General features: G+C 68.0%; 30 protein-coding genes and 1 tRNA gene. 9 read left to right on the top strand and 22 right to left on the bottom strand.

The annotated features are described in order from the left end of the window. Window positions 1-3: 3 nt before the first annotated feature. The 7 genes from BLW81_RS15590 to BLW81_RS15565 all read right to left on the bottom strand — a co-directional run bounded on the left by BLW81_RS15590 (window position 4) and on the right by BLW81_RS15565 (window position 5,338). Window positions 4-693, bottom strand: a complete 690-nt coding sequence (locus BLW81_RS15590; RefSeq protein ID WP_173839630.1) for a hypothetical protein — start codon at window positions 691-693, stop codon at window positions 4-6. Further along, window positions 690-818: a hypothetical protein gene (locus BLW81_RS30165; RefSeq protein WP_268875561.1), complete on the bottom strand. Its 129-nt coding sequence runs from the start codon at window positions 816-818 to the stop codon at window positions 690-692. The genes BLW81_RS15590 and BLW81_RS30165 overlap by 4 nt, the downstream gene beginning before the upstream one ends. A 15-nt stretch (window positions 819-833) precedes the next feature. Then, entirely contained in the window at window positions 834-1,634 is an 801-nt protein-coding gene (locus BLW81_RS15585; RefSeq protein ID WP_083407946.1) for a CbbQ/NirQ/NorQ/GpvN family protein, read from the bottom strand. Further along, window positions 1,631-3,163 (bottom strand): nitric oxide reductase activation protein NorD, encoded by a 1,533-nt coding sequence (locus BLW81_RS15580; RefSeq protein WP_083407945.1) that lies wholly within the window; start codon window positions 3,161-3,163, stop codon window positions 1,631-1,633. The genes BLW81_RS15585 and BLW81_RS15580 overlap by 4 nt, the downstream gene beginning before the upstream one ends. 157 nt (window positions 3,164-3,320) lie before the next feature. Next, window positions 3,321-3,923, bottom strand: a complete 603-nt coding sequence (locus BLW81_RS15575; protein WP_083407944.1) for a TetR family transcriptional regulator — start codon at window positions 3,921-3,923, stop codon at window positions 3,321-3,323. 60 nt (window positions 3,924-3,983) lie between these two features. Further along, the gene (locus BLW81_RS15570) at window positions 3,984-4,631 is read right to left on the bottom strand and encodes a hypothetical protein (RefSeq protein WP_083410569.1); all 648 of its coding nucleotides are present in this window, start codon (window positions 4,629-4,631) and stop codon (window positions 3,984-3,986) included. Between the two features lie 107 nt (window positions 4,632-4,738). After that, complete coding sequence (locus tag BLW81_RS15565; protein WP_083407943.1) at window positions 4,739-5,338, bottom strand: TetR family transcriptional regulator; 600 nt, start codon at window positions 5,336-5,338, stop codon at window positions 4,739-4,741. Window positions 5,339-5,412: 74 nt separating this feature from the next. Between BLW81_RS15565 and BLW81_RS15560 the strand changes: the two genes are divergently transcribed. Further along, on the top strand, window positions 5,413-6,201 hold the full coding sequence (locus BLW81_RS15560) for an SDR family NAD(P)-dependent oxidoreductase (RefSeq protein WP_083407942.1): 789 nt from the start codon (window positions 5,413-5,415) through the stop codon (window positions 6,199-6,201). 12 nt (window positions 6,202-6,213) lie between these two features. Next, entirely contained in the window at window positions 6,214-7,287 is a 1,074-nt protein-coding gene (locus BLW81_RS15555; RefSeq protein WP_083407941.1) for an NAD(P)H-dependent amine dehydrogenase family protein, read from the top strand. Between the two features lie 98 nt (window positions 7,288-7,385). Here the strand turns inward: BLW81_RS15555 and BLW81_RS15550 are convergent, their stop codons facing one another. Beyond that, window positions 7,386-8,648 (bottom strand): amidohydrolase family protein, encoded by a 1,263-nt coding sequence (locus BLW81_RS15550; RefSeq protein ID WP_083407940.1) that lies wholly within the window; start codon window positions 8,646-8,648, stop codon window positions 7,386-7,388. A gap of 25 nt (window positions 8,649-8,673) precedes the next feature. On the opposite strand from BLW81_RS15550, the gene BLW81_RS15545 reads away from it, so the two are divergent. Then, window positions 8,674-9,519 (top strand): AraC family transcriptional regulator, encoded by an 846-nt coding sequence (locus BLW81_RS15545; protein ID WP_083407939.1) that lies wholly within the window; start codon window positions 8,674-8,676, stop codon window positions 9,517-9,519. Window positions 9,520-9,527: 8 nt separating this feature from the next. On the opposite strand, the gene BLW81_RS15540 is transcribed toward BLW81_RS15545, so the two are convergent. Next, entirely contained in the window at window positions 9,528-10,154 is a 627-nt protein-coding gene (locus BLW81_RS15540) for a TetR/AcrR family transcriptional regulator (RefSeq protein WP_083407938.1), read from the bottom strand. Window positions 10,155-10,362: 208 nt separating this feature from the next. On the opposite strand from BLW81_RS15540, the gene BLW81_RS15535 reads away from it, so the two are divergent. From BLW81_RS15535 to BLW81_RS15525, 3 genes are all read left to right on the top strand, one after another. Next, window positions 10,363-10,626, top strand: a complete 264-nt coding sequence (locus BLW81_RS15535) for a WhiB family transcriptional regulator (RefSeq protein WP_162277424.1) — start codon at window positions 10,363-10,365, stop codon at window positions 10,624-10,626. 71 nt (window positions 10,627-10,697) lie between these two features. Then, window positions 10,698-10,916 carry a hypothetical protein gene (locus BLW81_RS15530; RefSeq protein ID WP_083407937.1) on the top strand — a complete coding sequence of 73 codons (219 nt, stop codon included), beginning with the start codon at window positions 10,698-10,700 and terminating at the stop codon, window positions 10,914-10,916. 40 nt (window positions 10,917-10,956) lie between these two features. Continuing rightward, the gene (locus BLW81_RS15525) at window positions 10,957-11,448 is read left to right on the top strand and encodes an SRPBCC family protein (RefSeq protein WP_083407936.1); all 492 of its coding nucleotides are present in this window, start codon (window positions 10,957-10,959) and stop codon (window positions 11,446-11,448) included. A gap of 8 nt (window positions 11,449-11,456) precedes the next feature. On the opposite strand, the gene BLW81_RS15520 is transcribed toward BLW81_RS15525, so the two are convergent. Then, window positions 11,457-11,539: transfer RNA gene (locus BLW81_RS15520), tRNA-Leu, on the bottom strand. A 55-nt stretch (window positions 11,540-11,594) separates the two neighbouring features. Between BLW81_RS15520 and BLW81_RS15515 the strand changes: the two genes are divergently transcribed. Both BLW81_RS15515 and BLW81_RS15510 read left to right on the top strand, forming a co-directional pair. Continuing rightward, complete coding sequence (locus BLW81_RS15515) at window positions 11,595-11,975, top strand: hypothetical protein (RefSeq protein ID WP_083407935.1); 381 nt, start codon at window positions 11,595-11,597, stop codon at window positions 11,973-11,975. Next, complete coding sequence (locus BLW81_RS15510) at window positions 11,972-12,304, top strand: DUF3817 domain-containing protein (protein ID WP_083407934.1); 333 nt, start codon at window positions 11,972-11,974, stop codon at window positions 12,302-12,304. The genes BLW81_RS15515 and BLW81_RS15510 overlap by 4 nt, the downstream gene beginning before the upstream one ends. On the opposite strand, the gene BLW81_RS15505 is transcribed toward BLW81_RS15510, so the two are convergent. Genes BLW81_RS15505 through map form a run of 3 tightly spaced genes read right to left on the bottom strand, consistent with a single transcriptional unit; the run spans window position 12,282 to window position 15,195 of the window. After that, on the bottom strand, window positions 12,282-13,742 hold the full coding sequence (locus tag BLW81_RS15505) for an MFS transporter (protein ID WP_083407933.1): 1,461 nt from the start codon (window positions 13,740-13,742) through the stop codon (window positions 12,282-12,284). The two genes, BLW81_RS15510 and BLW81_RS15505, sit on opposite strands and share 23 nt — an antisense overlap. A 55-nt stretch (window positions 13,743-13,797) precedes the next feature. Then, a complete protein-coding gene (gene rdgB, locus BLW81_RS15500; RefSeq protein ID WP_083407932.1) occupies window positions 13,798-14,406 on the bottom strand; it encodes an RdgB/HAM1 family non-canonical purine NTP pyrophosphatase in 609 nt (202 codons plus the stop codon). Between the two features lie 18 nt (window positions 14,407-14,424). Continuing rightward, a complete protein-coding gene (gene map / locus BLW81_RS15495) occupies window positions 14,425-15,195 on the bottom strand; it encodes a type I methionyl aminopeptidase (protein WP_083407931.1) in 771 nt (256 codons plus the stop codon). Window positions 15,196-15,289: 94 nt separating this feature from the next. On the opposite strand from map, the gene BLW81_RS15490 reads away from it, so the two are divergent. After that, window positions 15,290-15,556: a helix-turn-helix domain-containing protein gene (locus tag BLW81_RS15490; RefSeq protein WP_083407930.1), complete on the top strand. Its 267-nt coding sequence runs from the start codon at window positions 15,290-15,292 to the stop codon at window positions 15,554-15,556. Here the strand turns inward: BLW81_RS15490 and rph are convergent. The 9 genes from rph to aosR form a co-directional block, all read right to left on the bottom strand. Next, window positions 15,553-16,335, bottom strand: coding sequence for a ribonuclease PH (gene rph / locus BLW81_RS15485; RefSeq protein ID WP_083407929.1), 783 nt, complete (start codon window positions 16,333-16,335; stop codon window positions 15,553-15,555). The two genes, BLW81_RS15490 and rph, sit on opposite strands and share 4 nt — an antisense overlap. A gap of 47 nt (window positions 16,336-16,382) precedes the next feature. Beyond that, window positions 16,383-17,159, bottom strand: coding sequence for a cyclic nucleotide-degrading phosphodiesterase (locus BLW81_RS15480; RefSeq protein WP_083407928.1), 777 nt, complete (start codon window positions 17,157-17,159; stop codon window positions 16,383-16,385). 58 nt (window positions 17,160-17,217) lie between these two features. Next, window positions 17,218-18,042 (bottom strand): glutamate racemase, encoded by an 825-nt coding sequence (murI, locus tag BLW81_RS15475; protein ID WP_083407927.1) that lies wholly within the window; start codon window positions 18,040-18,042, stop codon window positions 17,218-17,220. Next, window positions 18,039-18,722: a rhomboid family intramembrane serine protease gene (locus BLW81_RS15470; RefSeq protein WP_083407926.1), complete on the bottom strand. Its 684-nt coding sequence runs from the start codon at window positions 18,720-18,722 to the stop codon at window positions 18,039-18,041. Before BLW81_RS15470 ends, murI begins: the two co-directional genes overlap by 4 nt. Then, window positions 18,713-19,684 (bottom strand): cysteine synthase, encoded by a 972-nt coding sequence (locus BLW81_RS15465; RefSeq protein WP_083407925.1) that lies wholly within the window; start codon window positions 19,682-19,684, stop codon window positions 18,713-18,715. The genes BLW81_RS15470 and BLW81_RS15465 overlap by 10 nt, the downstream gene beginning before the upstream one ends. 2 nt (window positions 19,685-19,686) lie before the next feature. Then, on the bottom strand, window positions 19,687-19,968 hold the full coding sequence (locus tag BLW81_RS15460; protein ID WP_083407924.1) for a MoaD/ThiS family protein: 282 nt from the start codon (window positions 19,966-19,968) through the stop codon (window positions 19,687-19,689). 14 nt (window positions 19,969-19,982) lie between these two features. Then, window positions 19,983-20,396: a M67 family metallopeptidase gene (locus BLW81_RS15455; protein ID WP_083407923.1), complete on the bottom strand. Its 414-nt coding sequence runs from the start codon at window positions 20,394-20,396 to the stop codon at window positions 19,983-19,985. A 77-nt stretch (window positions 20,397-20,473) separates the two neighbouring features. Then, the gene (locus BLW81_RS15450; RefSeq protein ID WP_083407922.1) at window positions 20,474-21,493 is read right to left on the bottom strand and encodes a P1 family peptidase; all 1,020 of its coding nucleotides are present in this window, start codon (window positions 21,491-21,493) and stop codon (window positions 20,474-20,476) included. Then, window positions 21,490-22,074 (bottom strand): oxidative stress transcriptional regulator AosR, encoded by a 585-nt coding sequence (aosR, locus tag BLW81_RS15445; RefSeq protein ID WP_083407921.1) that lies wholly within the window; start codon window positions 22,072-22,074, stop codon window positions 21,490-21,492. The genes BLW81_RS15450 and aosR overlap by 4 nt, the downstream gene beginning before the upstream one ends. Window positions 22,075-22,079 lie beyond the last annotated feature (5 nt).

Below are 22,079 nucleotides of genomic sequence, written 5' to 3'. Positions count from 1 at the left end.
TGTTCAGTCGGAGAAGATTTCGCGGTTCACCGTGTGCAGGTACGGGATCGCGAGGAACGGGGTGATGTAGAAGATGTCGTAGAGCCACCAACCGATGACCGGGAACAGCACGCCGGCGTACCGGGCGTCGGCGTACATCGTCATGTTGAACACGTAGGCGCACCAGATCACCACGCCCATCCAGCAGGTGATGATCATCCACTGGTGACCCCACCGCTTCATCTGCAAGAAGCCGATCGCCGCGGCGCAGCGCATGGCGAACACGGTCAGGATCAGGCCGGCGACGTAGGCCTTCTCGCCGGGCACCGCGGCGCCACCGACCCAGGGCTCGTTGTAATGCCAGAAGTACGCGGCGTCGAACATGTGGCCCCAGCCGATCATCAGTACCCGGTTGACCAGCGTGTGGTTGGCCACCAGGTCCAGGGCCCAGCCGAGGCTGTTGAGCATGCCGTCGATCAGCACCAGGTAGCCGATCAGCGTGACGATCATCGGGCGCACCGACAGCCCGGCGCGCGCGGCCTGCCGCTGCAGCCAAACGCCCCGCATGAAGATGGGGAACCCGATGAGACCGGGCGCCCACATGCCCATCAGCGCGGCGCCGACGATCATCCACTTGTCGGCTCGCCGTTGCGCAAGCCGGGACTCCTCGTGATGGTCCTCGAGGCTCAGCGACTCGGTGACGCCGGCGCTCACAACGACCACCACCCGCGTTCGAACGACATGTACAGCTGGATGAGGAACATGGCGAGCAGGTAGCCGTAGATGACGACCTGCAGCACGATGAGCGCCCGCTTGCGCTGCTTTTCCTTCGGGTCCACGTCCGGGTTTCCTTTCTAGGGTCGGCTCGAGCTGTCTGCGCCCGCCAAACTGGCCACTGCCACTTCACGCAGGCCGTCGGTGACGGCGCCGTCGGTGGACAGGGGCGCGAGGATGCAGGCTTCGGCGGCGTCCAGTTCGGTCGCGCCCGCAGCGACCAGGTGGGCAGCGGTGACCAGGACGCGGGTGGAGGGCGGCTCGAAGTGGAACGCCTCGTCGGCGGTGCGGATGGCGGTGGCGCACGCGACCAGGCGCCGGGCGACCGCCAGGTCGATGCCCGCCTCGGCGACGATCACCTCGGCCTCCCGGTCCGGCGGCAGGTAGGCCATCGGCAGCGTCACGAAGCGTTGCCGGAACGAGGGTTTGAGCTCTTTGAGGGAGCTGCGGTAGGCCGGGTTGTACGAACACACCAGCATGAAGGTTTCCGGCGCCTGGACCACCTCGCCCGCGCGGTCGAGGTAGAGCGTGCGCCGGTGGTCGGTGAGCGAGTGCAGCACCGCGAGCGAGTCGTGGCGGGCCTCGACCACCTCGTCGAGATAGCAGATGGCGCCGGCCTTGACGGCCCGGGTCAGCGGCCCGTCGGTCCACACCACGTCGCCACCGGTCACCATGAAACGGCCGACGAGGTCGGAACTGGTCAGGTCGTCGTGACAGCTGATCGTGACGACCGGGCGGCGCAGCAGCGCACCCATGTGCTCGACCAACCGCGTCTTGCCGCAGCCGGTCGGCCCGGTCAGCATCACCGGCAGCCGCTGGTGGTAGGCCTGCTCGAACAGCTGGACTTCGTTGCCGTTCGCGTAGTACGTGTCGGTTGTCATGCGGATACCAGCTCCCTGTGGACGTGGGCGAGAACGCGCGGCAGGTCTTCGATGCGCCGGATACGTTGCGACCGTTGAGGTCCGAACACCTCGGGCAGCGGATCGACCCGGGTGGGACCGACGCCGACGTAGTAGATCGACACTCCCGCGTCGGCGGCCTCCTCGACGGCGTGCGCGGTGTCGGCCCAGGCGTAGCGTCCTTCGTAGCCTTCGTCGGAGATCAGTCCGTCACCGATGACGATGAGCAGCCGCCGTTCGGACGGCTGGGCCAGCAGCCGGCTCGTCAGGTGCCGCAGCGGTGCGCCGAGCCGCGTGTAGCCGCCTGCGGACAGGCCGAGCGTGCTCGGCGGCACGAACCGCCGGTCGGCGAAATCCTTGAGGCAGTTCACCTCGACGCGGTGCCGGGTGTTGCCGGTGAACACGAAGATGCCGTGTCGTTCCCGTGCGTGCGTCATGGCGCGCGACAGGGCATCCGCACACGCCAGTTCGAGCTTGAAGATGCGGCCGCCGTGGACGCCGAGGGACGAACTGCCGTCCAGCAGTAGAGCGGTGGTGACGTCGCGGCTGCTGGGCAGGAGTTCCCGGAAGATCCGGGGCTCGATCGCCTCACCGGTCGTCAGGTCGATGTAGTGGCTGACGTACTGCTCGACGTCGAGATCCGAACCATCCTCGAGCCGGTTCCTCATCGCGCGGTGGGTGTGTTCCTCGAACCACTTGCGCAGATCGGCGGATACGGCGCCGGGTCGGCGATCCGCGCTGGGGTGGGCGCGTTCCAGGACGGCGACGTGATCGCGCAGGAAGCTCTTCGTCCACGCGTTCCACTCGGGGTACGGGATGCCGGGCCGGTGTTCGGGTGTGACGTCGAGGTCGTTGTCCTGGGGTCGGCTCGGCGGCGGCAGGTTGGGGTTGCGCACGCCGCCGTCCCCGCCGACGGGCACCGAATATGGCCGCGGCAGCCGTTTCTGGGTCGTGGTCCACGGCATCCTGCCGAAGGTGCGTCGCAGCTTGTCGGACAGGCCCTGCGGGTTGGTGTAGGCCAGCGGCAGCCTGCCGAACACGGCGGGCACCGAGATCGGGGTACCGGTGCGCGCCAACGCAATCGCGCGGTCGAGCATGTCCTCGGCCGGGGCGTCGGCGGGCAGAGCGTCGTGATCGGTCGACAACCTCTGCGCTTCGGTGAGCAGACCGGGCCAGTTCGACGCGATCCAGCCGAGCGCGACACGGCCCTCGACGAGCGTCAGCGCACGGAGCTCGCGTGCGGACAGTTCGTTGAGGCGGTAGCCGAGAAGCCGATCCTTCGACGGTGAACACTGCAGCGCCACGCCGAGCGTCAACGTCCGGCGGGTCCAGTCCCGCTGGAGCACCGGGTACGGGACCTGGACATAGTCCAGCGACGCGCTCAGGCTGAACACCCGGTGCTCACCGGTGACCAGCCGCACGCCTTCGCGGCGCTGCCCGCTGAGCGCGACGGCCGTCACCGCACAGGTGCGTTCGACCGCCATCGCGTGTGTATCGGACAGCTCGGTCATCGCGAACCTAGAACGTCCCGAGGCTGGAGAACATCCAGTACCAGAACCAGATGACGAGACCCGCACCGCCCCAGGCTCCGACGTAGCGCAGTATTTCCCAGATCCAGGCCCACATGGTGTCCTCCTTTGTCGTGGTGTCGTTGACTGTGCGTTCGCTTCACCGCACCTCCAGCCCGCGCACGGCGGTCGACACCAGCTTGTGCAGCATCGTGTCGCGCGTGCCGGTGTTCTCCGTGGTGGTGAGCACCCCGTAGACGCCGAGCAGGAAGAACGTTGCGCTGTAGAACGCGTCGACCTCCGGATGGACTTCACCATCACCGCGGGCCCGCTCGATCTCAGCCACCAGCAACACGATCACCGGGTGGTCGGTCCATTCGTCCTTGTGCGGCCTGGTCGGCGAGAAATGCAGCGCCAGTATTTCTTTGAACAGCAGCGGTCCGAAGCGCCGCTCCAGGCCGGTCACCAGGTCGACCAGCGCGTCCAGCGTCGTGGCCAAATCGTGGCGTTGCTGCAGGAATCGGGCGAACTCGGACGCGATGCGACTTTCTTCGCGGCGCTCCAACTCCAGGAGAACGTGTTCCTTACTCGGGAAATGGAAGTAGAAGGTGCCATGCGCGACGCCGGCGGCGGCTGCGATCGCGTTGATGTCGGCGCCGGCCATACCGGAGCGCTTGAACTCGGCGATCGCCGCGCCGAGGATCCGCTGCCGCGTCTGCAGCCGACGCGCTTCCCGCGCCGACGGGTTGGCCTGTGCCGTCATGGTTCGCTCTTTGTAGCGCAGTTACTGACTATAGTCAATGAGTCCAGTCAGTTGAAACTATCAGTCGGAAAAGATCTCGCGGTTGACCGAGTGCAGATACGGGATCGCCAGGAACGGCGTGATGTAGAAGATGTCGTAGATCCACCAGCCGATCACGGGCAGGATCACCCCGGAGTAGCGAACGTCGGCGTACATCGTCATGTTGAACACGTAGACACACCAGATCACCACGCCCATCCAGCAGGTGATGATCATCCACTGGTGACCCCAGCGCTTCATCTGCAGGAACCCGATGCCCGCCGCGATTCGCATGCAGAAGACCGTGAGGATCAGTCCGACCTCGAGCGCTTTCTCGCCCGGCCCCGCCGCCCCGCCGAGCCACAGTTCGTTGTAGTGCCAGAAGTAGCCGGCGTCGAACATTGCGCCCCAACCGTTCAGCAGCACCCGTGCAAGAAGTGAGTGGTGGGCGATGGTGTCCAGCGCCCACCCGAACACGTTGATCGCGGCGTCGACGATGACCAGGTACCCCAGCAGGGTCACCAGCATCGGCCGGACGCTCAAGCCCTCGCGCTGCGCCTGACGCAGGATCCACACCCCCCGCAGGAACAGCGGGAGCCCGAAGATTCCCAGCGCCGCGGTGCCGATGAGCACGCTGCCGGAGATCAGCCACTTGTCGGCCTGGCGCTGCACCTGGCGCGAACGCTCCATGTGCTCGTCGAGACCGCTTCCGGCCATGGAGTTCGCGGAAATCGTCACGGGTCACCTCCTGCTTCGCCCGACTGAGCTTTGCAGTGTGACTGACCTTAGTCAACCAATCAGCGCGCTTCGATGCCTCGCAGGGTCCGCGCCACGTAATCGTCGAGCATCGCGCTCTGGGTGGGCCAATCGTGCGTGGTCGTCAACAACGCGTAGAGGCCGAGCAGGAAGAACACCGCGCTGTTCATCGGGCTCACGTCGGCGGCCACCCGGCCAGCCTGCTGGGCACGCTCGATCTCCTGAGCGACCCGGACGATCACCGGATGCTCGTTGCTCTCATCGGCCGGGCGGTGTTGAGAAAAATGCAGTGCCAGAAAGTCTTTGAACAGCACGGCACCGAGGCGACGCTCCAGGCCCAGCACCAGCCGCACCGCCTCGGCGAGAATCTCGGGCAGGCTGCGTTTCGAGTCGGCGTACCGGCCGAGCTGCTTGGCGATCCGCTCTTCCTCGCGGCGCTCCAACTCGAGCAGCACATGTTGCTTGGTCGGGAAGTGGAAGAAGAAGGTGCCGTGCGCCACGCCGGCGGCGGCGACGATGGCGCCGACATCGGCCTCGGCGATTCCGGACCGTTTGAACTCGGCGATCGCCGCCCCCATCAGCCGCTCCCGCGTCTGCAGGCGTTTGGCCTCGCGCGCTGAGGGTTTGTCGACGACTGCCATGACCCGACGATAGCAACACCGCCCGGGTATTGACACGTGTGATTGACTGCAGTCAATTTCGGTGAGGAGTGAGCATGGCGCTGGAGCAGTTCAACCTCGACGGGCAGGTGGCGATCGTCACCGGCGCCGGTAAGGGTGTCGGACAGGGCATCGCCCGGGTCCTCGCGGAAGCGGGCGCCACCGTCGTCGGCACCGCCCGCACCGAAGCCGACATCGTGGCAACGATCGAGGGCATCGAGAATTCGGGCGGTAAGGGACTCGCGCTGGTGGCCGATGCGATCAGCCGACCGGACGGTGAACGCGTGGTCAATACGACCATGGACCGCTTCGGGCGCATCGACATCCTGATCAACAACGTGGGTGGTTCGACGTTCGGGTCGTTTCTCGACATCACCGACGAGGACTTCCGGCACACCTTCGACTGGTGTGTCACCTCGGCGTTCATCATGAGTCAGCTCGCCGCCCGTCACATGATCGAGGCTGGGCACGGCAACATCGTCAATATCTCCTCGGGCTCAGCACGTTTCGGCATCCGTGCGCTGACCGCCTACTGCGTCGCGAAGGGTGGACTCGAAGCGCTCACCCGGGCGATGGCCCAGGAGTTGGCACCGAAGATCCGCGTCAACGCCATCGCACTCGGCTCGTTCGCCACCGAGGGACTGCAAAGCGGCCTCGACATGATGCCGGGGGCATTGGACACGATGCTCTCGCTCACGCCGCTGCATCGACTCGGAGACGTCGAGGACCTCGGCCGGCTCTGCGTCTACCTGTCGACCAAGGATTGCTACGCGACCAACGCGGTCTTCCACGTCGACGGCGGCATCGACTCGAACAACCTGCCGCTGCCCATACCCGACTACTGATCGAGGCGTGAAATGCGAAGAGTCGTCCAGTTTTCCACCGGGAATGTCGGTCAGCACTCACTTCGGGCGCTCATCGGCCGACCTGATTTCGAACTGGTCGGTGTGCACGCGGCCAACCCGGACAAGGTCGGCCGCGATGCCGCCGAGCTCTGCGGGTTGGCCGGGCCGACGGGCGTGCTCGCCACCGACGACATCGACTCCCTGATCGCACTCGAGCCGGACTGCGTGGTCTACACCGCCCTCGGAGAGACCCGCCCGATGGAGGCGATCGACCAGATGGCGAGGTTTCTCGCCGCCGGGATCAACGTCGTCGGCACCTCGATGGTGTGGCTGGTGACTCCGCGACAGATCGACGACTGGCTGCGTGAGCCGTTGGAAAACGCTTGCGCTGCGGGCGATTCGTCGCTGTACGTGAACGGGATCGACCCGGGATACTCCGGCGACACCGCGGTGCTGGCGGCGCTGAGCCTGGCGACCCGCGCGCAATCGGTCACCGTGCAGGAGGTGTTCGACTACGGCAACTATGACGACTACGAGTACACCGGCAAGGCGATGGGGTTCGGCACCACCGCCGACGACGAGCCGGCGATGGCCTTCCAGCCTGGGGTCATCACGACGATGTTCGGAGGTCTGGTCCGCAACATCGCTCACCATCTCGGCGCCGAACTCGACGATGTGACACAGCGTTTCGAGCCGTGGTACACCGATCGCCGCATCGAGTGCAAGATGATGACCGTCGAGCCCGGCGGGCTGGCCGGTGTGCGCTTCGCCGCCGAAGGGGTGCGCGACGGCACGGCACTGGTCACCGTCGAGCACACCACGCGGCTCACGCCGGCGGCCGCACCGGACTGGGAGTACCCGCCCGACGGCCACAGCGGAGTGCACAAGGTCATCGTCGAGGGTGAGCCGCGGGTCGAGATGAACACGCTGCTCTCGCATCCGGTCCTCGACGTCACCGAGGCGGGCTGCGTGTCCACCGCCGCCCGTGTGGTGAACGTGATCGACTGGGTCTGCCGCGCACCTGCGGGCATCATCGCCGTCGAAGACATCCCGCCGGCCGAGATGGTCCGCGGACTGGTGTGGTGAGCGGCCGGCCAGCACCGCGAGTTCTACATCAGGGTTGTGTTATCCGCGTGAGAACGACCCTGGCGTAGAACTCGGCGAAACTGACCAACCGCGAAAGCTCACGCCTTGGCGAGCTGCTTCTGCTCGTAGAGCCGGGCCCATTCCTTGCGCGGCCGGATCGAGACGTCGACGTCGGTTGCCTTGGCGCGCAACGCACCCGCGGTTGCCTGCTGCTTCGGCGTCAGCTTGAACGGGTCCCAGCTGAAGAACCGGCAGGAGTTCTCCCAGGTGATCTTGTTGATGTCGGAGTCCGAGGCGCCGGCGGCGTTCAGCTCGGCGAGCACCTGCTCGGGCGCGTCGGGCCAGAAGCAGTCGGAGTGCGGGTAGTCGCACTCCCAGGCGATGATGTCGATGCCGATCTCGTGGCGCAGCTTCAGCGAGGTCTTGTCGGTGACGTAGCAGGCCAGCGAGTGCTCGCGGAACACGTCGGAGGGCAGCTTGTCGCCGAAGTCGCGGCGCAGCCACTTCTGGTTGGTGTAGTGCCGGTCGCTGCGGTCGAGGTAGAACGGGATCCAGCCGATACCACCCTCGGAGAACGCGAATTTCAGGTCCGGGTAGTTGCGCATCGCCGGGCCCCACAGCAGGTCCTGCGCGCACATCGCCGACACCTGCGTCGCCAGGATGATGAGGTTGTCGATCGGCGCGTTGGGGGCCATGCTGATCGCGCCGAAGCCGGTGCCGATGTGCAGGCACATCACCACGTTCTCCTCGGACAGCGTCCGGAACACCGGGCCCCAGTATTCCTCGTCGTGATAGCTCGGAAGTCCTTCCAGGTGCGGCAGTTCGGGCATCGTCACCGCGCGGCACCCCTTCGCCGCGACGCGGCGGATCTCGGCGCACATCGCCTCGGGGTTCCACGTCGGCAGGACGGCGATCGGGATGAAGCGGTCGGGGTAGCTGCCCGCCCACTCGTCGATGTGCCAGTCGTTGTACGCCGACACCATCACCAGCGTCACCTCCTCGCGGTGCATGTTGAGGTGCCGCGCGGAGAAGCCGGTGAACGTCGGGAAGCACATCGAGGCGAGGATGCCGTTGCGGTTCATGTCCCGGACGCGCTCGTGCACGTCGTACACGCCCGGACGCATCTCGGCGAAGCCCGCCGGATCGCGGCCCCACTCCTCGGCCGGCCACGACACCACCGCGTTGAGCCCGCTGACCCCCTGCGGCCGGCCCTGATACATCCACTGGTCGACGCCCTTGTCGTCGGTGACCACGATCGGCGCCTCGTCCTTGTACTTGGCGGGCACGTGGCGCAGGAACATGTCGGGCGGTTCCACCACGTGGTCGTCGATGCTCACCAGGATCAGGTCGTCAACGTTCATACCCCTACTAGTACCGTCAGATCCCGTGACCGTCTCTGCGCGATCGGACAGACATTTAGCCGAATCGGCCAAGCTCGGGGGACGGCCCGCTCGGCGGGTCATCGAACTGCGGCGCGGCGGGCGGGCGCTGGCGGGCAGCTACCTCTACGAGGGCGACGGGCTCATCACCGGCTGGCATTCCCACGAGGTGCACCAGATCGAGTACGCCATCGGCGGTGTCGTCGAGGTGGAGACCGACTCCGCCCACTATCTGCTGCCGCCCCAGCAGGCCGCATGGATCCCCGCCGGTCTCGAACACCAGGCCACGATGAACCCCGACGTCAAGACCGTCGCGGTGATGTTCGATCCGCAACTGATCCCCCACGGCGGCGATCGCGCCCGCATCCTTGCGGTCTCTCCCCTGATCCGCGAGATGATGATCTACGCCCTGCGCTGGCCGATCGACCGACCCGAGGGCGACGAGACATCCGACGCGTTCTTCCGCACCCTGGCCAACCTGGTGTCCGAGGCGCTCGATCACGAGGCACCGTTGAGCCTGCCCAGTTCCGAGCATCCGATCGTGGCGGCGGCGATGGCGTACACCAAGGAGCATCTCGACAAGGTGACCGCCGAGGACGTCAGCCGGGCGGTGTCCGTGTCCGAGCGCACGCTGCGTCGGCTGTTTCAGGAGTCGATCGAAATCTCCTGGCGCACTTACGTTCTGCACGCACGCATGCTTCGGGCGATGGCGCTGCTGGCCGCGCCCGGGCAGTCGGTGCAGGAAACCGCGTCGGCGGTCGGCTTCGACAACCTCAGCTCGTTCACCCGGGCGTTCACGCAGTTCTGCGGGGAGACCCCGACCAGCTACCGCAAGCGGGTCGGCCCGCTGTAGGTCCGCCGTCAGGTGTCGTGGCGCATCTGCCCGTCGCGCAGCAGGGCGTCGGTCGCGTTCTGCCACCGTTGCAGCTGCGCAGGCGTTTCGAACGGTTCCGGGAGATGGCGTTGGATGTGGGCCCGCAGAATCCACGCGCCCAAGGCGAGCACCAACGGGTTGAGCGTGCCCCAGATCGGGTCGAGATCGGGCCGGGTCAGGCCCTGCTCGGCGCGCCTGCGCCACCGGTCGGCGCCGATGGCGGCCAGCGAGTCGAACAACTCGGTACCGAGTGCGCTGCCGTCGGTCAGCGCTCGGCCGACGTAGGCCACCACATCGGGCTCGTCGGCGACCAGCGAGGTGACGCGGTTGCCGACGTCGGTGATGGAGTCCGCGGGCGGGTCGGGGATGGGGCGCGCCAGCGAGGTGTTCATCACCGACAGCACGTAATTGTCGACGGCTTTGATCAGGTTGGCCTTGGTCGCGAAGTGGTGCTGCACCAAGCCGAGTGAGACACCCGCCTCGGAGGCGACCAGGCGCAGTGAGGTGGCCGCCGTGCCCCGCGCGGCGAAACACTTCAGCGCGGCCTCACGAATCCGGTCGGCGCTCGAGCGCTGATCGTCTCCGGCGCCACTCGCGGATCGCGGAGCGACCATCAAAACCTGCAGTCGAAGATGTGCACCTACTCACAATATCCAATACGTCTGTATCGTTAAAAAGCGATACATGCGTATCGTCGTGGATGTCGGCAATCGGAGCCTTGGTAACCGAAAGGAGACTCAGATGGCGCTCGACGATCGGGTGGCCCAGCGGACGGGGCGTCGTCCGGTGACCGGCGCCGTCAGCCTGGTGCCCCAGGTTCCGATGGCGCCCGACGAGGCCCCGCTCGGAGCCTGCATCCAGGACCCGGACCGGTGGATGACGCGCGCCGACGAAGGCGCCAAGGAGCTGTGCCGCGCGTGCCCGCGCCGGTGGATGTGCGCGCAGGACGCCTGCCAGACTCCGGGCGCCGTCGGGTTGTGGGCCGGCATCTTCATCCCGAGCACCGGCAGGGCCCGGCAGTTCGCGCTGCGCCAACTCCAGTCGCTGGCCGAGCGCAACGGTTTCTCCGTGCGTCATGTGAGCTGAGCCGCACCTGGTTTCGTCGGCGTCAGCAACGGGCAACCTGGGCGCAACAAAGTTGAGCACAAGGAGACCCGATGCGCGAGCATGCCCTCGCCCCCGCCGAGAACCAGTCCGTCGAAGCCCTCGCGACGACGGGTCTGTTCCTGATCTTCACCTCGGTGATCGCGGTCGCGGTCTTCCTGGCCAGTTGGAGCGCCTCCGACACGGCGATGGCCGCCCTGTCCGGCACCATCGCAGCGCTGAGCTTCGTGTTGAGCATGGTGTGCTTCGCCGTCCAGAGCAGGGACAACTAGCAGCAGCATCCTGCGCGTCCAACTGCAATGATGTGCAGTTATGACGCGCTGGTATCCGCTCGAACCGGCCGACGCTGACTTTCTCGCCTCGGCCCCCCACGTCTTCCGGTACGAGAAGCGCTACGCCGCGACCCCGGAGCAGGTATGGGAGTCGCTGACCTCAGACGAATCGCTGGCGGCCTGGGGACCGTCGCTCAAGAGCGTCACGTGGACGTCGCCGCGTCCCTTCGGCGTCGGCACGACCCGCGACGTGGTGGCGCCGGGCGGGGCGACGATGCGCGAACGCTATTTTCGCTGGGACGACGGCCGCAATCATTCCTTCTACGTCTACGAGTCGACGCTGCCGGTGTTCAAGCGCTTCGCCGAGGACTACATCGTCGAACCCGACGGCGACCACACCCGGTTCACCTGGGTGGTGGCGATCGAGCCCAAAAACCCGCTGGCGCTTCCGGTGAAGGTCCTGGCGCCGCTGCTGAAGGCCGGGTTCGGGCGGATCCCGAGCAGCGGCGTCGGCTACTTCGCGAAGCACTGATCGATTTGTGCGGGCGGGGGGACTCGAACCCCCACGCTCTTTCGAGCACGGACACCTAAAGACCGCGCGTATGCCATTTCGCCACGCCCGCAGCGTGCCGATCGTACCGTTCGTCGGGCCCGCCGAGGTCGCGGTACCGTTGGACCGTGTCCACTACACGACGTAGGAGACCGGCGCTCGTCGCGCTGGTGATCCTCGGCGCCGCCGGCTGCCTCGCGCTGGCGTGGTGGCAGTGGACCCGATTCGAGTCGAACTCGGGCAGTTTCCAAAATCTCGGCTACGCGCTGCAGTGGCCCATGTTCGCGGGCTTCGTCGTCTACGCCTACTACAAGTTCGTGCGCTACGAGGACGCCCCGCCGCAACCGGTCGACCGCACGGCCGTCACCGAGATCCCCCAAGATTTGCTGCCGCAAAAGCCAACCGCCGCAACCCGAGTCGATGACGGCGTCGACGACCCCGCACTCCGCGAGTACAACGCCTACCTGGCCGAGCTCGCGAGGAAAGATAAGGAACACCCCGCCCCATGACCGAACCGTCGATCACCTCCGGCGAAACCATCCGCAAGGCGCTCACCGGCTACCGCGCACTCGCGTGGACGACAGGCATCTGGCTGATCGCCCTGTGCTACGAGATGGTGATGAAGTACGTCTACCACGTGGAGGGCCTGAACTGGATCGCGGTGGTGCACGGCTGGGTGTACTTCGTCTATCTGCTGTTCACCGCCAACCTCGCGGTCAAGGTGCGGTGGCCGATCGGCAAGACGGTCGGCGTCCTGCTGGCCGGCACGATCCCACTCGTCGGCATCATCGTCGAGCAGGTGCAGACGAAGGAGATCAAGGAGCGCTTCGGTCTGTAGCCAGCGCGAGGTCGGCCGCGGTCTCGGCCGGCGCGCCCGATTTCGGGATGGCCAGCGCGATGAGCGCGGCGACGGCGGCCGCGCTCGCGGCGATCACCAGCGCTGCCCGCAGGCCCGCCAGTGACGGCACCTCGTGACCGGCGACGGTGATCGTCATCGCCGCCAGCACCGCGCCGATCACCGCGCTGGAGATCGACGTACCCAGTGACCGCGCGAGCGCGTTGATGCCGTTGGCCGCCGCCGTCTCCGACACCGGCACTGCGGCGTTGATCAGCGCAGGCAGCGACGAGAACGCGAACCCGACGCCGATGCTGACCACGACGTTGAACACGCACAGCTGCCACGCGCTGTTCATCAGCCACAGGCCCGCCAGGTAGCCGCCCGCGACGGTCACAGATCCCACGATGAGCGTGAAGCGCGGCCCGCGCGCCGCCGCGATCCGCGCGGCCATCGGCGACGCGAGCATCATGGCCAGTCCGCCGGGCGCCATCCACAGCCCGGTGGTGAGCAGCGACTGGCCGAGGCCGTATCCGGTCGCGATCGGCAGTTCCAGGATCTGCGGCGCGATCAGCGACATCGCGAACAGCGAGAACCCCACGGCGATCGAGGCCGCGTTGGTCGTCAGCACCGGCCGGCGCATCGTCGTGCGCAGGTCGACGGTCGGGGACGGCACGCGCAGCTGCCAGAACCCGAACAGCACGAAGATCACGGCCGACGCCGCGAACAGCCCGAGCGTGACCGCGCTCGTCCAGCCCCAGCCCGAACCCTTGGTGATGGCCAGCAGCAGCGCCGCCAGCCCGGCCGCCAGTCCCAGAGCCCCGAGCGGGTCCAGCCGGTCCGAGGAACTGGCCGGGATGTGCGGTACCAGCGACGCGAACATCACCAACGCCCCGGCACCCAGACCCGCCGACACCCAGAACAGCATGTGCCAGTCGAAGTTCTGCGCGATGACCGCCGACAGCGGCAGCCCCATCGCCCCACCCACACCGAGCGACGAACTCATCAAACCCATTGCAGCGCCGACTTTTTCCGGCGGGACGGCGGCGCGCAACACGCTGATCCCGAGCGGGATGATCGGCATCCCGAAACCTTGCAGGGCCCGGCCGACGATGAGCGGCAGCAAGGCGCTCGTCGTGGCCGCCAGCAGCGATCCCAGCGTCAGCAGTGCCGCGCACGCGATCAGGATCGGCTTGGGACCGTACAGGTCACCCAGGCGGCCGAACACCGGTGTGGCGACCGCGGCCATCAGCAGGGTCGCGGTGATCGTCCACGAGGCGTTGGCCGCGCTGGTTCCCAGCAGCGACGGCAGTTCGGGAATCAGCGGGATCATCAAGGTCTGCATCAGCGAGACGCTGATCCCCGCGGCGGCCAGCACCGCGACCAGGACGGCGGGGTGCCGGGTGCGCGTCGGCTCGGGAGCGGTGGAGGGGCGACGCACCCCGGGGATGCTACCGATTAGTTCGGCTATACAAAATTTGCGTCGCTCATGGCGCTCACGCGCGCGCGGCCAGCTCCTGCAGCGCGGGCAGCAGCGCGGCCAGCGCCCGGCCCCGGTGCGACGCCGCGTCCTTCTCCTGCGGGCTGAGCTCGGCGGCGGTGCGCGACGACCCGGCGGGCACGAACACCGGGTCGTAGCCGAACCCGCCGTCGCCGCGCGGTTCGCGGGCGATGCTGCCGGGCCACTCCCCCCGCACGACGATCGCGGCCGTGTCGTGCACCAAAGCGCACGCCGACACGAACGCCGCGCCCCGTCGCTCGTCGGGCACGTCGGCCAGCTGCGCCAGCAGCAGCGTGGTGTTGGCGGCGTCGTGCCCGTGCTGGCCGCACCACCGCGCCGACAGCACGCCCGGCATCCCGTTGAGCGCGTCCAACTCGAGTCCGGAGTCGTCGGCGACCGCGGGCAGCCCGGTGGCGGCGTGCGCGTCGCGCGCCTTGGCGAGCGCGTTGTCCTCGAACGTGGCCCCCGTTTCGGGCGCCTCGTCGAACGCAGGCACGTCGTCGAGCGAAACCAGCGTCAGTCCGGAGAGACCCGCGGCGTCGAGCACCCGGCGTAATTCGGCCAGCTTCTTCGGGTTTCGGCTGGCCACCAGCACCCGGGTCATCTGCTCCTCCTCACTGGCTCATGCCGCGCGACGCGTCAGCACCAGCGCGTCACCGTCGGTGATCGCGATGGTGTGCTCGCTGTGCGCGGTGCGCGATCCGTCGGCCGAGCGGATCGTCCAGCCGTCGGCGTCGTAGACGATCTTGTCGGTGCCCTGAGCGAACCACGGCTCGAGCGCGAGCGTCAGACCGGGCTGCAGCTTCAGGCCGCGCCCGGCACGGCCGAGGTTGGGGACGTGCGGGTCCTCGTGCATCGTGCGGCCGAGCCCGTGCCCGCCGAACTCGGTGTTGACCGGGTAGCCGTAGTCCGCGGCGACCGCACCGATCGCCGCCGAGATGTCGCCGAGCCGGCCGCCGGGCCGCGCGGCGGCGATGCCGGCGGCCAAGGCGCGTTCGGTGGCCTCGATGATCCGTTGGTCCTCGGCGCGCGGCGTGCCGACGATGAAGCTGCGTGCCGAATCGGCCACCCATCCGTCGATCGAGACCGCCATGTCCATGCTCAGCAGGTCACCGTCGCGCAGCGCGTAGTCGTGCGGCAGGCCGTGCAGCACCGCGTCGTTGACCGACAGGCAGATGACGTTGCGGAACGGGCCGCGGCCGAACGACGGGGCGTAGTCCCAGTAGCACGATTCCGCGCCGCGCTCGTCGATCATCTGCCGGGCGCGCTGTTCGAGCTCGAGCAGGTTGGTGCCCACCCGGGCGCGGGCCTGCAGGTCGTCGAGCACCTCGGCGATGAACGCGCCGGTGTTCCGCATCGCCTCGACTTCCGAGCGCGTCTTCAACTCCAGCATGCGTTTCCTTCGCCGTCTCGTCGTGCCGGTATAGAAATACCAGCCTAAACGAGTGACCGGTATTTTCATACCGCGCTGCCGTATCCTTTCCCCCATGGTGCGATCACCCCTGACCCCGCAGCAGCGTGCGGTGGGCAAACGCCTGGGCGCTTACCTGCGAGAGGCCCGGGGTGAGCGCAAGCCGACCGAGGTCGCCCATGCCGCGTCGATCTCGCCGGAGACCCTGCGCAAGATCGAGACCGGGCGCCTGGCGACCCCGGCGTTCACGACCGTGGCCGCGTTGGCCGCGGTGCTGGAGATCCCGCTCGACGAGCTGGCCCGGCTGTGCCTCCCGGAGCTGGATCTTCAGGACACCGGTTAGCTGCCGAACGCCTTCTTCGGCGGGGTAGCCGGTTCGGGCAGCACACCCGGATACGGCAATTCCAGTGCGGTGCGTTGGATTTCGAAGATCTGCTCGCAGGCCGCCATCGCGGCGTCGAGCATCTTGTCCAGCGTCGAACGCGGGAATGTCGCGCCTTCGCCGGTGCCCTGGATCTCGACGAGCGTGCCGGTGTCGGTGGCGACGACGTTCATGTCGACCTCGGCTCGCGAGTCCTCGGTATAGGGCAGGTCGACGCGGATGCGGCCGTCGACGACGCCGACGCTCACCGCCGCGATCGCACACGACAACGGCCGCGGATCGGACAGCTTGCCCGCCGCGGCGAGGTAGGTCACCGCGTCGGCGAGCGCCACGTAGGCGCCGGTGATCGCGGCCGTGCGTGTTCCGCCGTCGGCCTGCAGGACATCGCAGTCGATCGCGATCGTGTTCTCCCCCAGCGCGCCGAGGTCGATACACGCCCGCAGAGAGCGGCCGACCAGCCGGCTGATCTCCTGCGTGCGGCCGCCGACGCGGCCCTTGACCGACTCGCGATCGGAGCGCTCGTGGGTGGCGGCCGGCAACATCGCGTACTCCGCGGTCAGCCAGCCCTGCCCCGAACCCTTGCGCCAGCGCGGCACGCCCTCGTTGACGCTGGCCGTGCACATGACACGGGTCTGGCCGAACTCCACCAGCACCGACCCTGCCGGGTGCGTGGTGAATCCGCGGGTGATGCGGACCGGCCTCAGTTCGTCGTCGGAGCGACCGTCTTCTCTTGCGGACACGGCCCAACCCTATCGGCTCGCTCCGACGGGATGTCCGGCTGCTGGCCTTACGCGGCCCGCGTGACCTCGAACGTCTCGTTGCACACCACGGCGTGCACGGGCCCGTCGAACTCGGCCTTGGCCTCGCTGATGACGTCCTCGCGCGACGTCCACGGCGGGATGTGGGTCAACAGCAGTTCCCCGACGCCGGCCTCGGCGGCCGCGCGTCCGGCCTCGGTGCCGGACAGGTGCAGCTTCGGCGGCCGCTCCGGTGAATGCGTCCACGACGCCTCGCACAGGAAGACGTCCGCCCCGCGGGCCAGGTCGATCAGCTGATCGCAGTATCCGGTGTCGCCGCTGTAGACCAGCGTGGCGCCGTCGGGATCGGTGATCCGCATGCCGTAGGACTCGGTCGGGTGGCAAACAAGCTTGGGCGTCACGGTCAGCGAGCCGATCGTGACGGTCTCACCGTCGACCCAGTGGCGGATCTCGAAGATGTCGGAGAAGTCGTCGATCTCGCCGCCCTCGGGTGAGGACGCCGCCCCCAGCCGTGCCCAGGTGTTCGCCGGGCCGTACATCACGCCGCGCTGCTGGGCCGGCGACGGGTGGTAGCGCCGCCACACGAACAGACCGGGCAGATCGAGGCAGTGGTCGGCGTGCAGATGCGACAGCAGGACGTGGACCTCGTTGGGGTCGGCGTGGCGCTGCAGCGCGCCGAGCACACCACCGCCGAAATCGAGCACCAACGGCGGGGTGTCGGGGGCCGACACGAGATATCCGGACGCCGGCGAATCAGGCCCGACAACACTGCCGGAGCAACCGAGCACGGTGATTCGCACGCCCACTAGCTTGCCATGCCCGATAACCCCGTGACGAAAACATCGCCGGTTTGCGCGACGGAAATCATCTTGCGGCGCCGGAGTGATGTTGAACAGGGCGGACGCCGTCGAGCGTGGGGCCGAGGAAGCGCGCGGCGAGCGCGGTAAACGCCTCGGGGTCGCCGGTCGCCTCGAACACGCGCTGAGCGGGCGCACCGCCGTGGGGTCGCAGCAAATCCAATTCGGTCAGCACACGCAGGAGATCCTTGGCGGTCTCCTCGGCGCTGGACACCAACGTCACGTTCTCCCCCAGCGCCAACTGGATCAGCCCCGACAGCATCGGGTAGTGGGTGCAGCCCAGCACCACGGTGTCGACCTCGGCGCGCTGCAGCGGTTCGAGGTAGCCCTCGGCCAACCCGAGCACCTGGCGCCCGCTGGTCACTCCGCGTTCGACGAAGTCGACGAACCGGGGGCAGGCCACGCCGATGACCTCGGTGTCACGCGCCGCGGCGAACGCGTCCTGGTAGGCGCCCGACGCGATGGTCGCCGAGGTGCCGATGACGCCGATGCGCCCGGTGCGGGTGGTCGCCACCGCGCGGCGCACCGCGGGCAGGATCACCTCGACGACGGGCACCGGCGAGTACCGTTCGCGCGCATCGCGCAGGCACGCCGACGACGCCGTATTGCACGCGATCACAAGCGCTTTCACGCCCCGGCTGACCAGATCGTCACCAATCGCCAGCGCGTGCGCGCGGATCTCGGGGATGGTCAGCGGACCGTACGGGCCGTTGCCGGTGTCCCCGACGTAGACGATGTTCTCGTCGGGCAGTTGGTCGATGATCGCGCGGGCGACGGTCAACCCGCCGACGCCGGAATCGAAGATCCCGACCGGGGCCTCCGGCGACGTCACGTCGTCAGGTACGGGTTGGCCGCCCCGCTCTTGCGTCGTTCGCGCGCTTTGCGTTCCGGCCCCGACAGCAGGTACGCCGCGATCACACCCGCGACCGCGCCGCTGAGATGGCCCTGCCACGACACCCCCGGCGTGCCGGGCAGCACGCCGAGCAGCACGCTGCCGTAGACCAGCAGCACGATCACCCCGACGACGATCTCCCACGCCTTGCGCGTGAAGAACCCGAACACGATCAGGAACGCCAGCCACCCGAAGATCAGGCCGGACGCGCCGATGTGGTTGGCCTCGCACCGCACACCGACATACGGGCAGTGCATGCCCACGTTGCCGATCAGCCAGGTGCCCAACCCGCCGAGCAGCCAGACAATCGCGGTCGCGTAGATGAACCGCGACATGCCGGCCAGCGTCATCAGGAAACCGAGCACCAGCGCGGGCACCGTGTTGGCGATCAGGTGGTCCCAGTTCGAGTGCAGCAGCGGGGCGAACAGGATCCCCCACAGCCCGTCGGTCTCCAACGGGCGGATACCGCTGTCGTCGAGCCGGTGGTTCGACAGCGAGTCGAACAGTTCGATGACCCACAGCAGGACGACGAAACTCAGGACGGTCAGCCCGCCGACCATCCACGCGGGCCGCTTGTTCGGCTGCGATGCGGGGGCATAGCCCGGACCGCTCACGCCCATAGTTGACCTTCCAACGCGTCTTCAGCGTCATCCAGGCTACCGGCGTACGCGCCGGTCGACAGATACTTCCACCCGGCGTCGGCGACGACGAAGGCGATGTCGGCCTGCTCGCCGTCCTTGACCGCCTTGGCGGCCATGCCCAGCGCCGCGTGCAGCACGGCGCCGGTGGAGATACCGGCGAAGATCCCCTCGACCTGCACCAGGTCACGGGTGCGCCGCACCGCGTCGTAGGACCCGACGGAGTACCGCGTCGTGAGCACCTCGGGGTCGTACAGCTCGGGGATGAACCCTTCGTCGATGTTGCGCAGCGCGTACACCCCTTCGCCGTAACGGGGTTCGGCGGCGACGATCTTCACGTCCGGTTTGCGTTCGCGCAGAAAGCGTCCCGTGCCCATCAGGGTGCCGGTGGTGCCCAGGCCCGCGACGAAGTGCGTGATCTCGGGCAGATCGGCCAGCAGTTCGGGACCGGTGCTCTCGTAGTGCGACAGCGAGTTCGCCTCGTTGCCGTACTGGTAGAGCATCACCCACGACGGGTTCTGCAGCGCAAGCTCTTTCGCGTGCGCGACCGCGGTGTTCGAGCCGCCTTCGGCCGGCGAGTAGATGATGCGGGCCCCGTAGAGTTCGAGCAGCTGCCTGCGCTCGATCGAGGTGTTCTCCGGCATCACGCAGATCATCTGGTAGCCCTTGAGCAGGGCCGCCATCGCCAGCGAGATGCCGGTGTTGCCACTCGTCGGCTCCAGGATCGTCGCGCCCGGCTGCAGCAGTCCCTGGCGCTCGGCCTCTTCGATCATCCGCAGTGCGGGCCGGTCCTTGATGGAGCCGGTCGGATTGCGGTCCTCGAGCTTGGCCCACAGCCGCACGTGGGGGGCGTCGGTGCTGTCCTCCCATCGCGGCGACAACCGCTGCAGCCCGACCAGCGGGGTGTCGCCCAGCGCGCGCAGCAGCGAGTCGTAGCGCGCCAAGGTCAGCCTCCCGCGACGGCGGGCAGGATGGTCACCGAGTCACCGTCGGACACCGTGGTGTCCAGCCCGCCGGAGAACCGCACGTCCTCGTCGTTGACGTAGATGTTGACGAACCGGTTCAGCTTGCCCGGGTTGTCCTTGTCCATCAGACGGTCCGAGATGCCGGAGTAGTTGGCCTCCAGGTCGCTGATGACCGCCGCGAGGGTTTCGCCGGTCGCGGTGACGCGCTTCTCGCCGCCGGTGTGGGTGCGCAGGATGGTCGGGATCGACACGGTGATTGCCATCGGATGAAGCCTTTCTAGTACTGCTCGACGATCTTGACGGGTTCCTCGGTGACGACGCCGTCGACGATGCGGTAGCTCTGCAGTTCGTGTTCGTCGGGGTCGCGGGTCGACACCAGCACGTAGTGGGCGTCGGGTTCTTGGGCCAGGGAAATGTCGGTGCGGCTGGGGTAGGCCTCGGTCGCGGTGTGCGAGTGGTAGATGACGACGGGCACCTCGTCGGCGTCGTCCATCGACCGCCACACCTTCAGTTGCTCGCCGGAGTCGAACCGGTAGAAGGTCGGCGACCGCTCGGCGTTGGTCATCGCGATGAAGCGCTCGGGACGGTCGGAGCCCTCCGGCCCGGCGATCACCCCGCACGCCTCGTCGGGATGGTCGGCGCGTGCGTGCGCGACCATCGCCTCGACCAGATCCGCCCGGATGACCAACACAGTTACCCCTTTCTGCCCGAAACTGTATTCCAGCAGCGAAATATCGAGTAAACGGCTGCGTGGATGCAGTTTCGCGGTTACTCGAACGCTCCGGGCAACAGGTCCCGGTACGTCGGTATTCCTGCCACCGACTCGGCGGCCAGCACCCCGACCAACACCGCGCGGGCCAGGCAGTCCGCCGCGGCCGCGCCGACCTGCGTGATCAGCGGCACCTCCGGCGACATCGACGCCGGCGTGGTCGGCTCCGGCGGCACCTCGACCGCGCCGGTGGCCAGCGCGAACACGGTGTCGCCGTCGATCGGCGTGTGGCAGGGCCGGATGGTGCGCGCCAACCCGTCGTGGGCGGCCACGGCGACCCGTTTGCAGCCGGCGGCGCTCAGCGCGGCGTCGGTGGCCACGACGGCGATCGTGGTGTTGAGCGGGCTGTACTCGAGGTGCCGGCCGGCGAACGCGGCGATCTGATCGGCAGGCGGGCGCGTCAGACCGAACTCCGCGATCTGATCGGCCGACCACGGCAGGCCGGTCGCGGTGTCGGCGATCTCACCGGCCGAGTTGACGATCACCAGCGCGCCGACCGTGACGCCGGAATCCAGCTGCACCGACGCGGTCCCGACCCCGCCCTTGAGCACACCGGCCCGCGCGCCGGTGCCGGCACCGACGGTGCCGAGGGCCACGTCGGTGCCCGCGCTCGCAGCGGCGGCGTAGCCGAACTCCGCGGTCGGCCGGCACTGCCAACCGCCGACCGGCAGGTCGAAGATGACCGCCGACGGCACGATGGGCACCACCCCGCCGTCCAGCGCCACCCCGCGGCCCTGTTCCTCGAGGAAGCGCATGACTCCGTCGGCGGCGGCCAGCCCGAAGGCGCTGCCGCCGGTCAGCATCACCGCGTCGACGTGCTGCACCGAGTTGGCGGGGTCGAGCAGATCGGTCTCGCGGGTGCCCGGCGCCCCTCCCCTGCCGTCGACGGCGCCGACGGTGCCGGGCGGCGTCAGGACGACGGTGGTGCCGCTGGCCCAGCCCGACCCGAGCGTGACGTCGGCGTCGAGTCGGTGGTGCTGTCCGACGCGGATGCCGGCCACGTCGGTGATGGAGCTCATCGGTTCTTCCTCATCAGTCCCAGCACCAGGTACTCCTGCAGCACGGTCAGCCAGTGGTAGACGTCGAGGTGGCCCGCCATCGGATGGTCGGCGGGCAGCTCGTCGGGAGCCTCGGTCGAGATGCCGAGCATGGTGCCCAACGCCAGTCGCATGTCGTTGACCGCCGCCGCCCACGCGTGCGCGTCGTCCTCGGACAATTCGAACTTGCCGCCGTCACGCGGCACAGTGTCCAGAACCCTCTGCGCGGCTTCACGTTTCGCGTTGATGATGGTCGGCTCGTGCAGGCTGCGCAGCGCGCCGTTGAGACTCTCGGCGGCGGTCGAGCCCGCCGGGTGTTCGGTCTGCGGCCGGAAGAAGTTCGGCAGCAGGCGCTTCATCGTCTCGTCTTCCGGCGGGATCGAGTTCCCGGTGCGCATGCCGGTGATCGCCTGGAGTTCGTCTGCGGGCGCGGAGGATTCACGCTCCTCGAGCATCCCGATCAGCGACTGGGCGAGGCTCTGCAGCAACGCGGCCTCGTGCGCGGCGACGGCCGATCGAAAGCGCGGGCCGTCAGCGGTTTCGACCCGTTTCCATTTACGCACGTGTC

The sequence above is a fragment of the Mycolicibacterium rutilum genome (assembly GCF_900108565.1).
Lineage (GTDB): Bacteria > Actinomycetota > Actinomycetes > Mycobacteriales > Mycobacteriaceae > Mycobacterium > Mycobacterium rutilum.
Note: the sequence above shows the minus strand (reverse complement) of the source record. Positions and strands in the feature narration are given on the sequence as shown.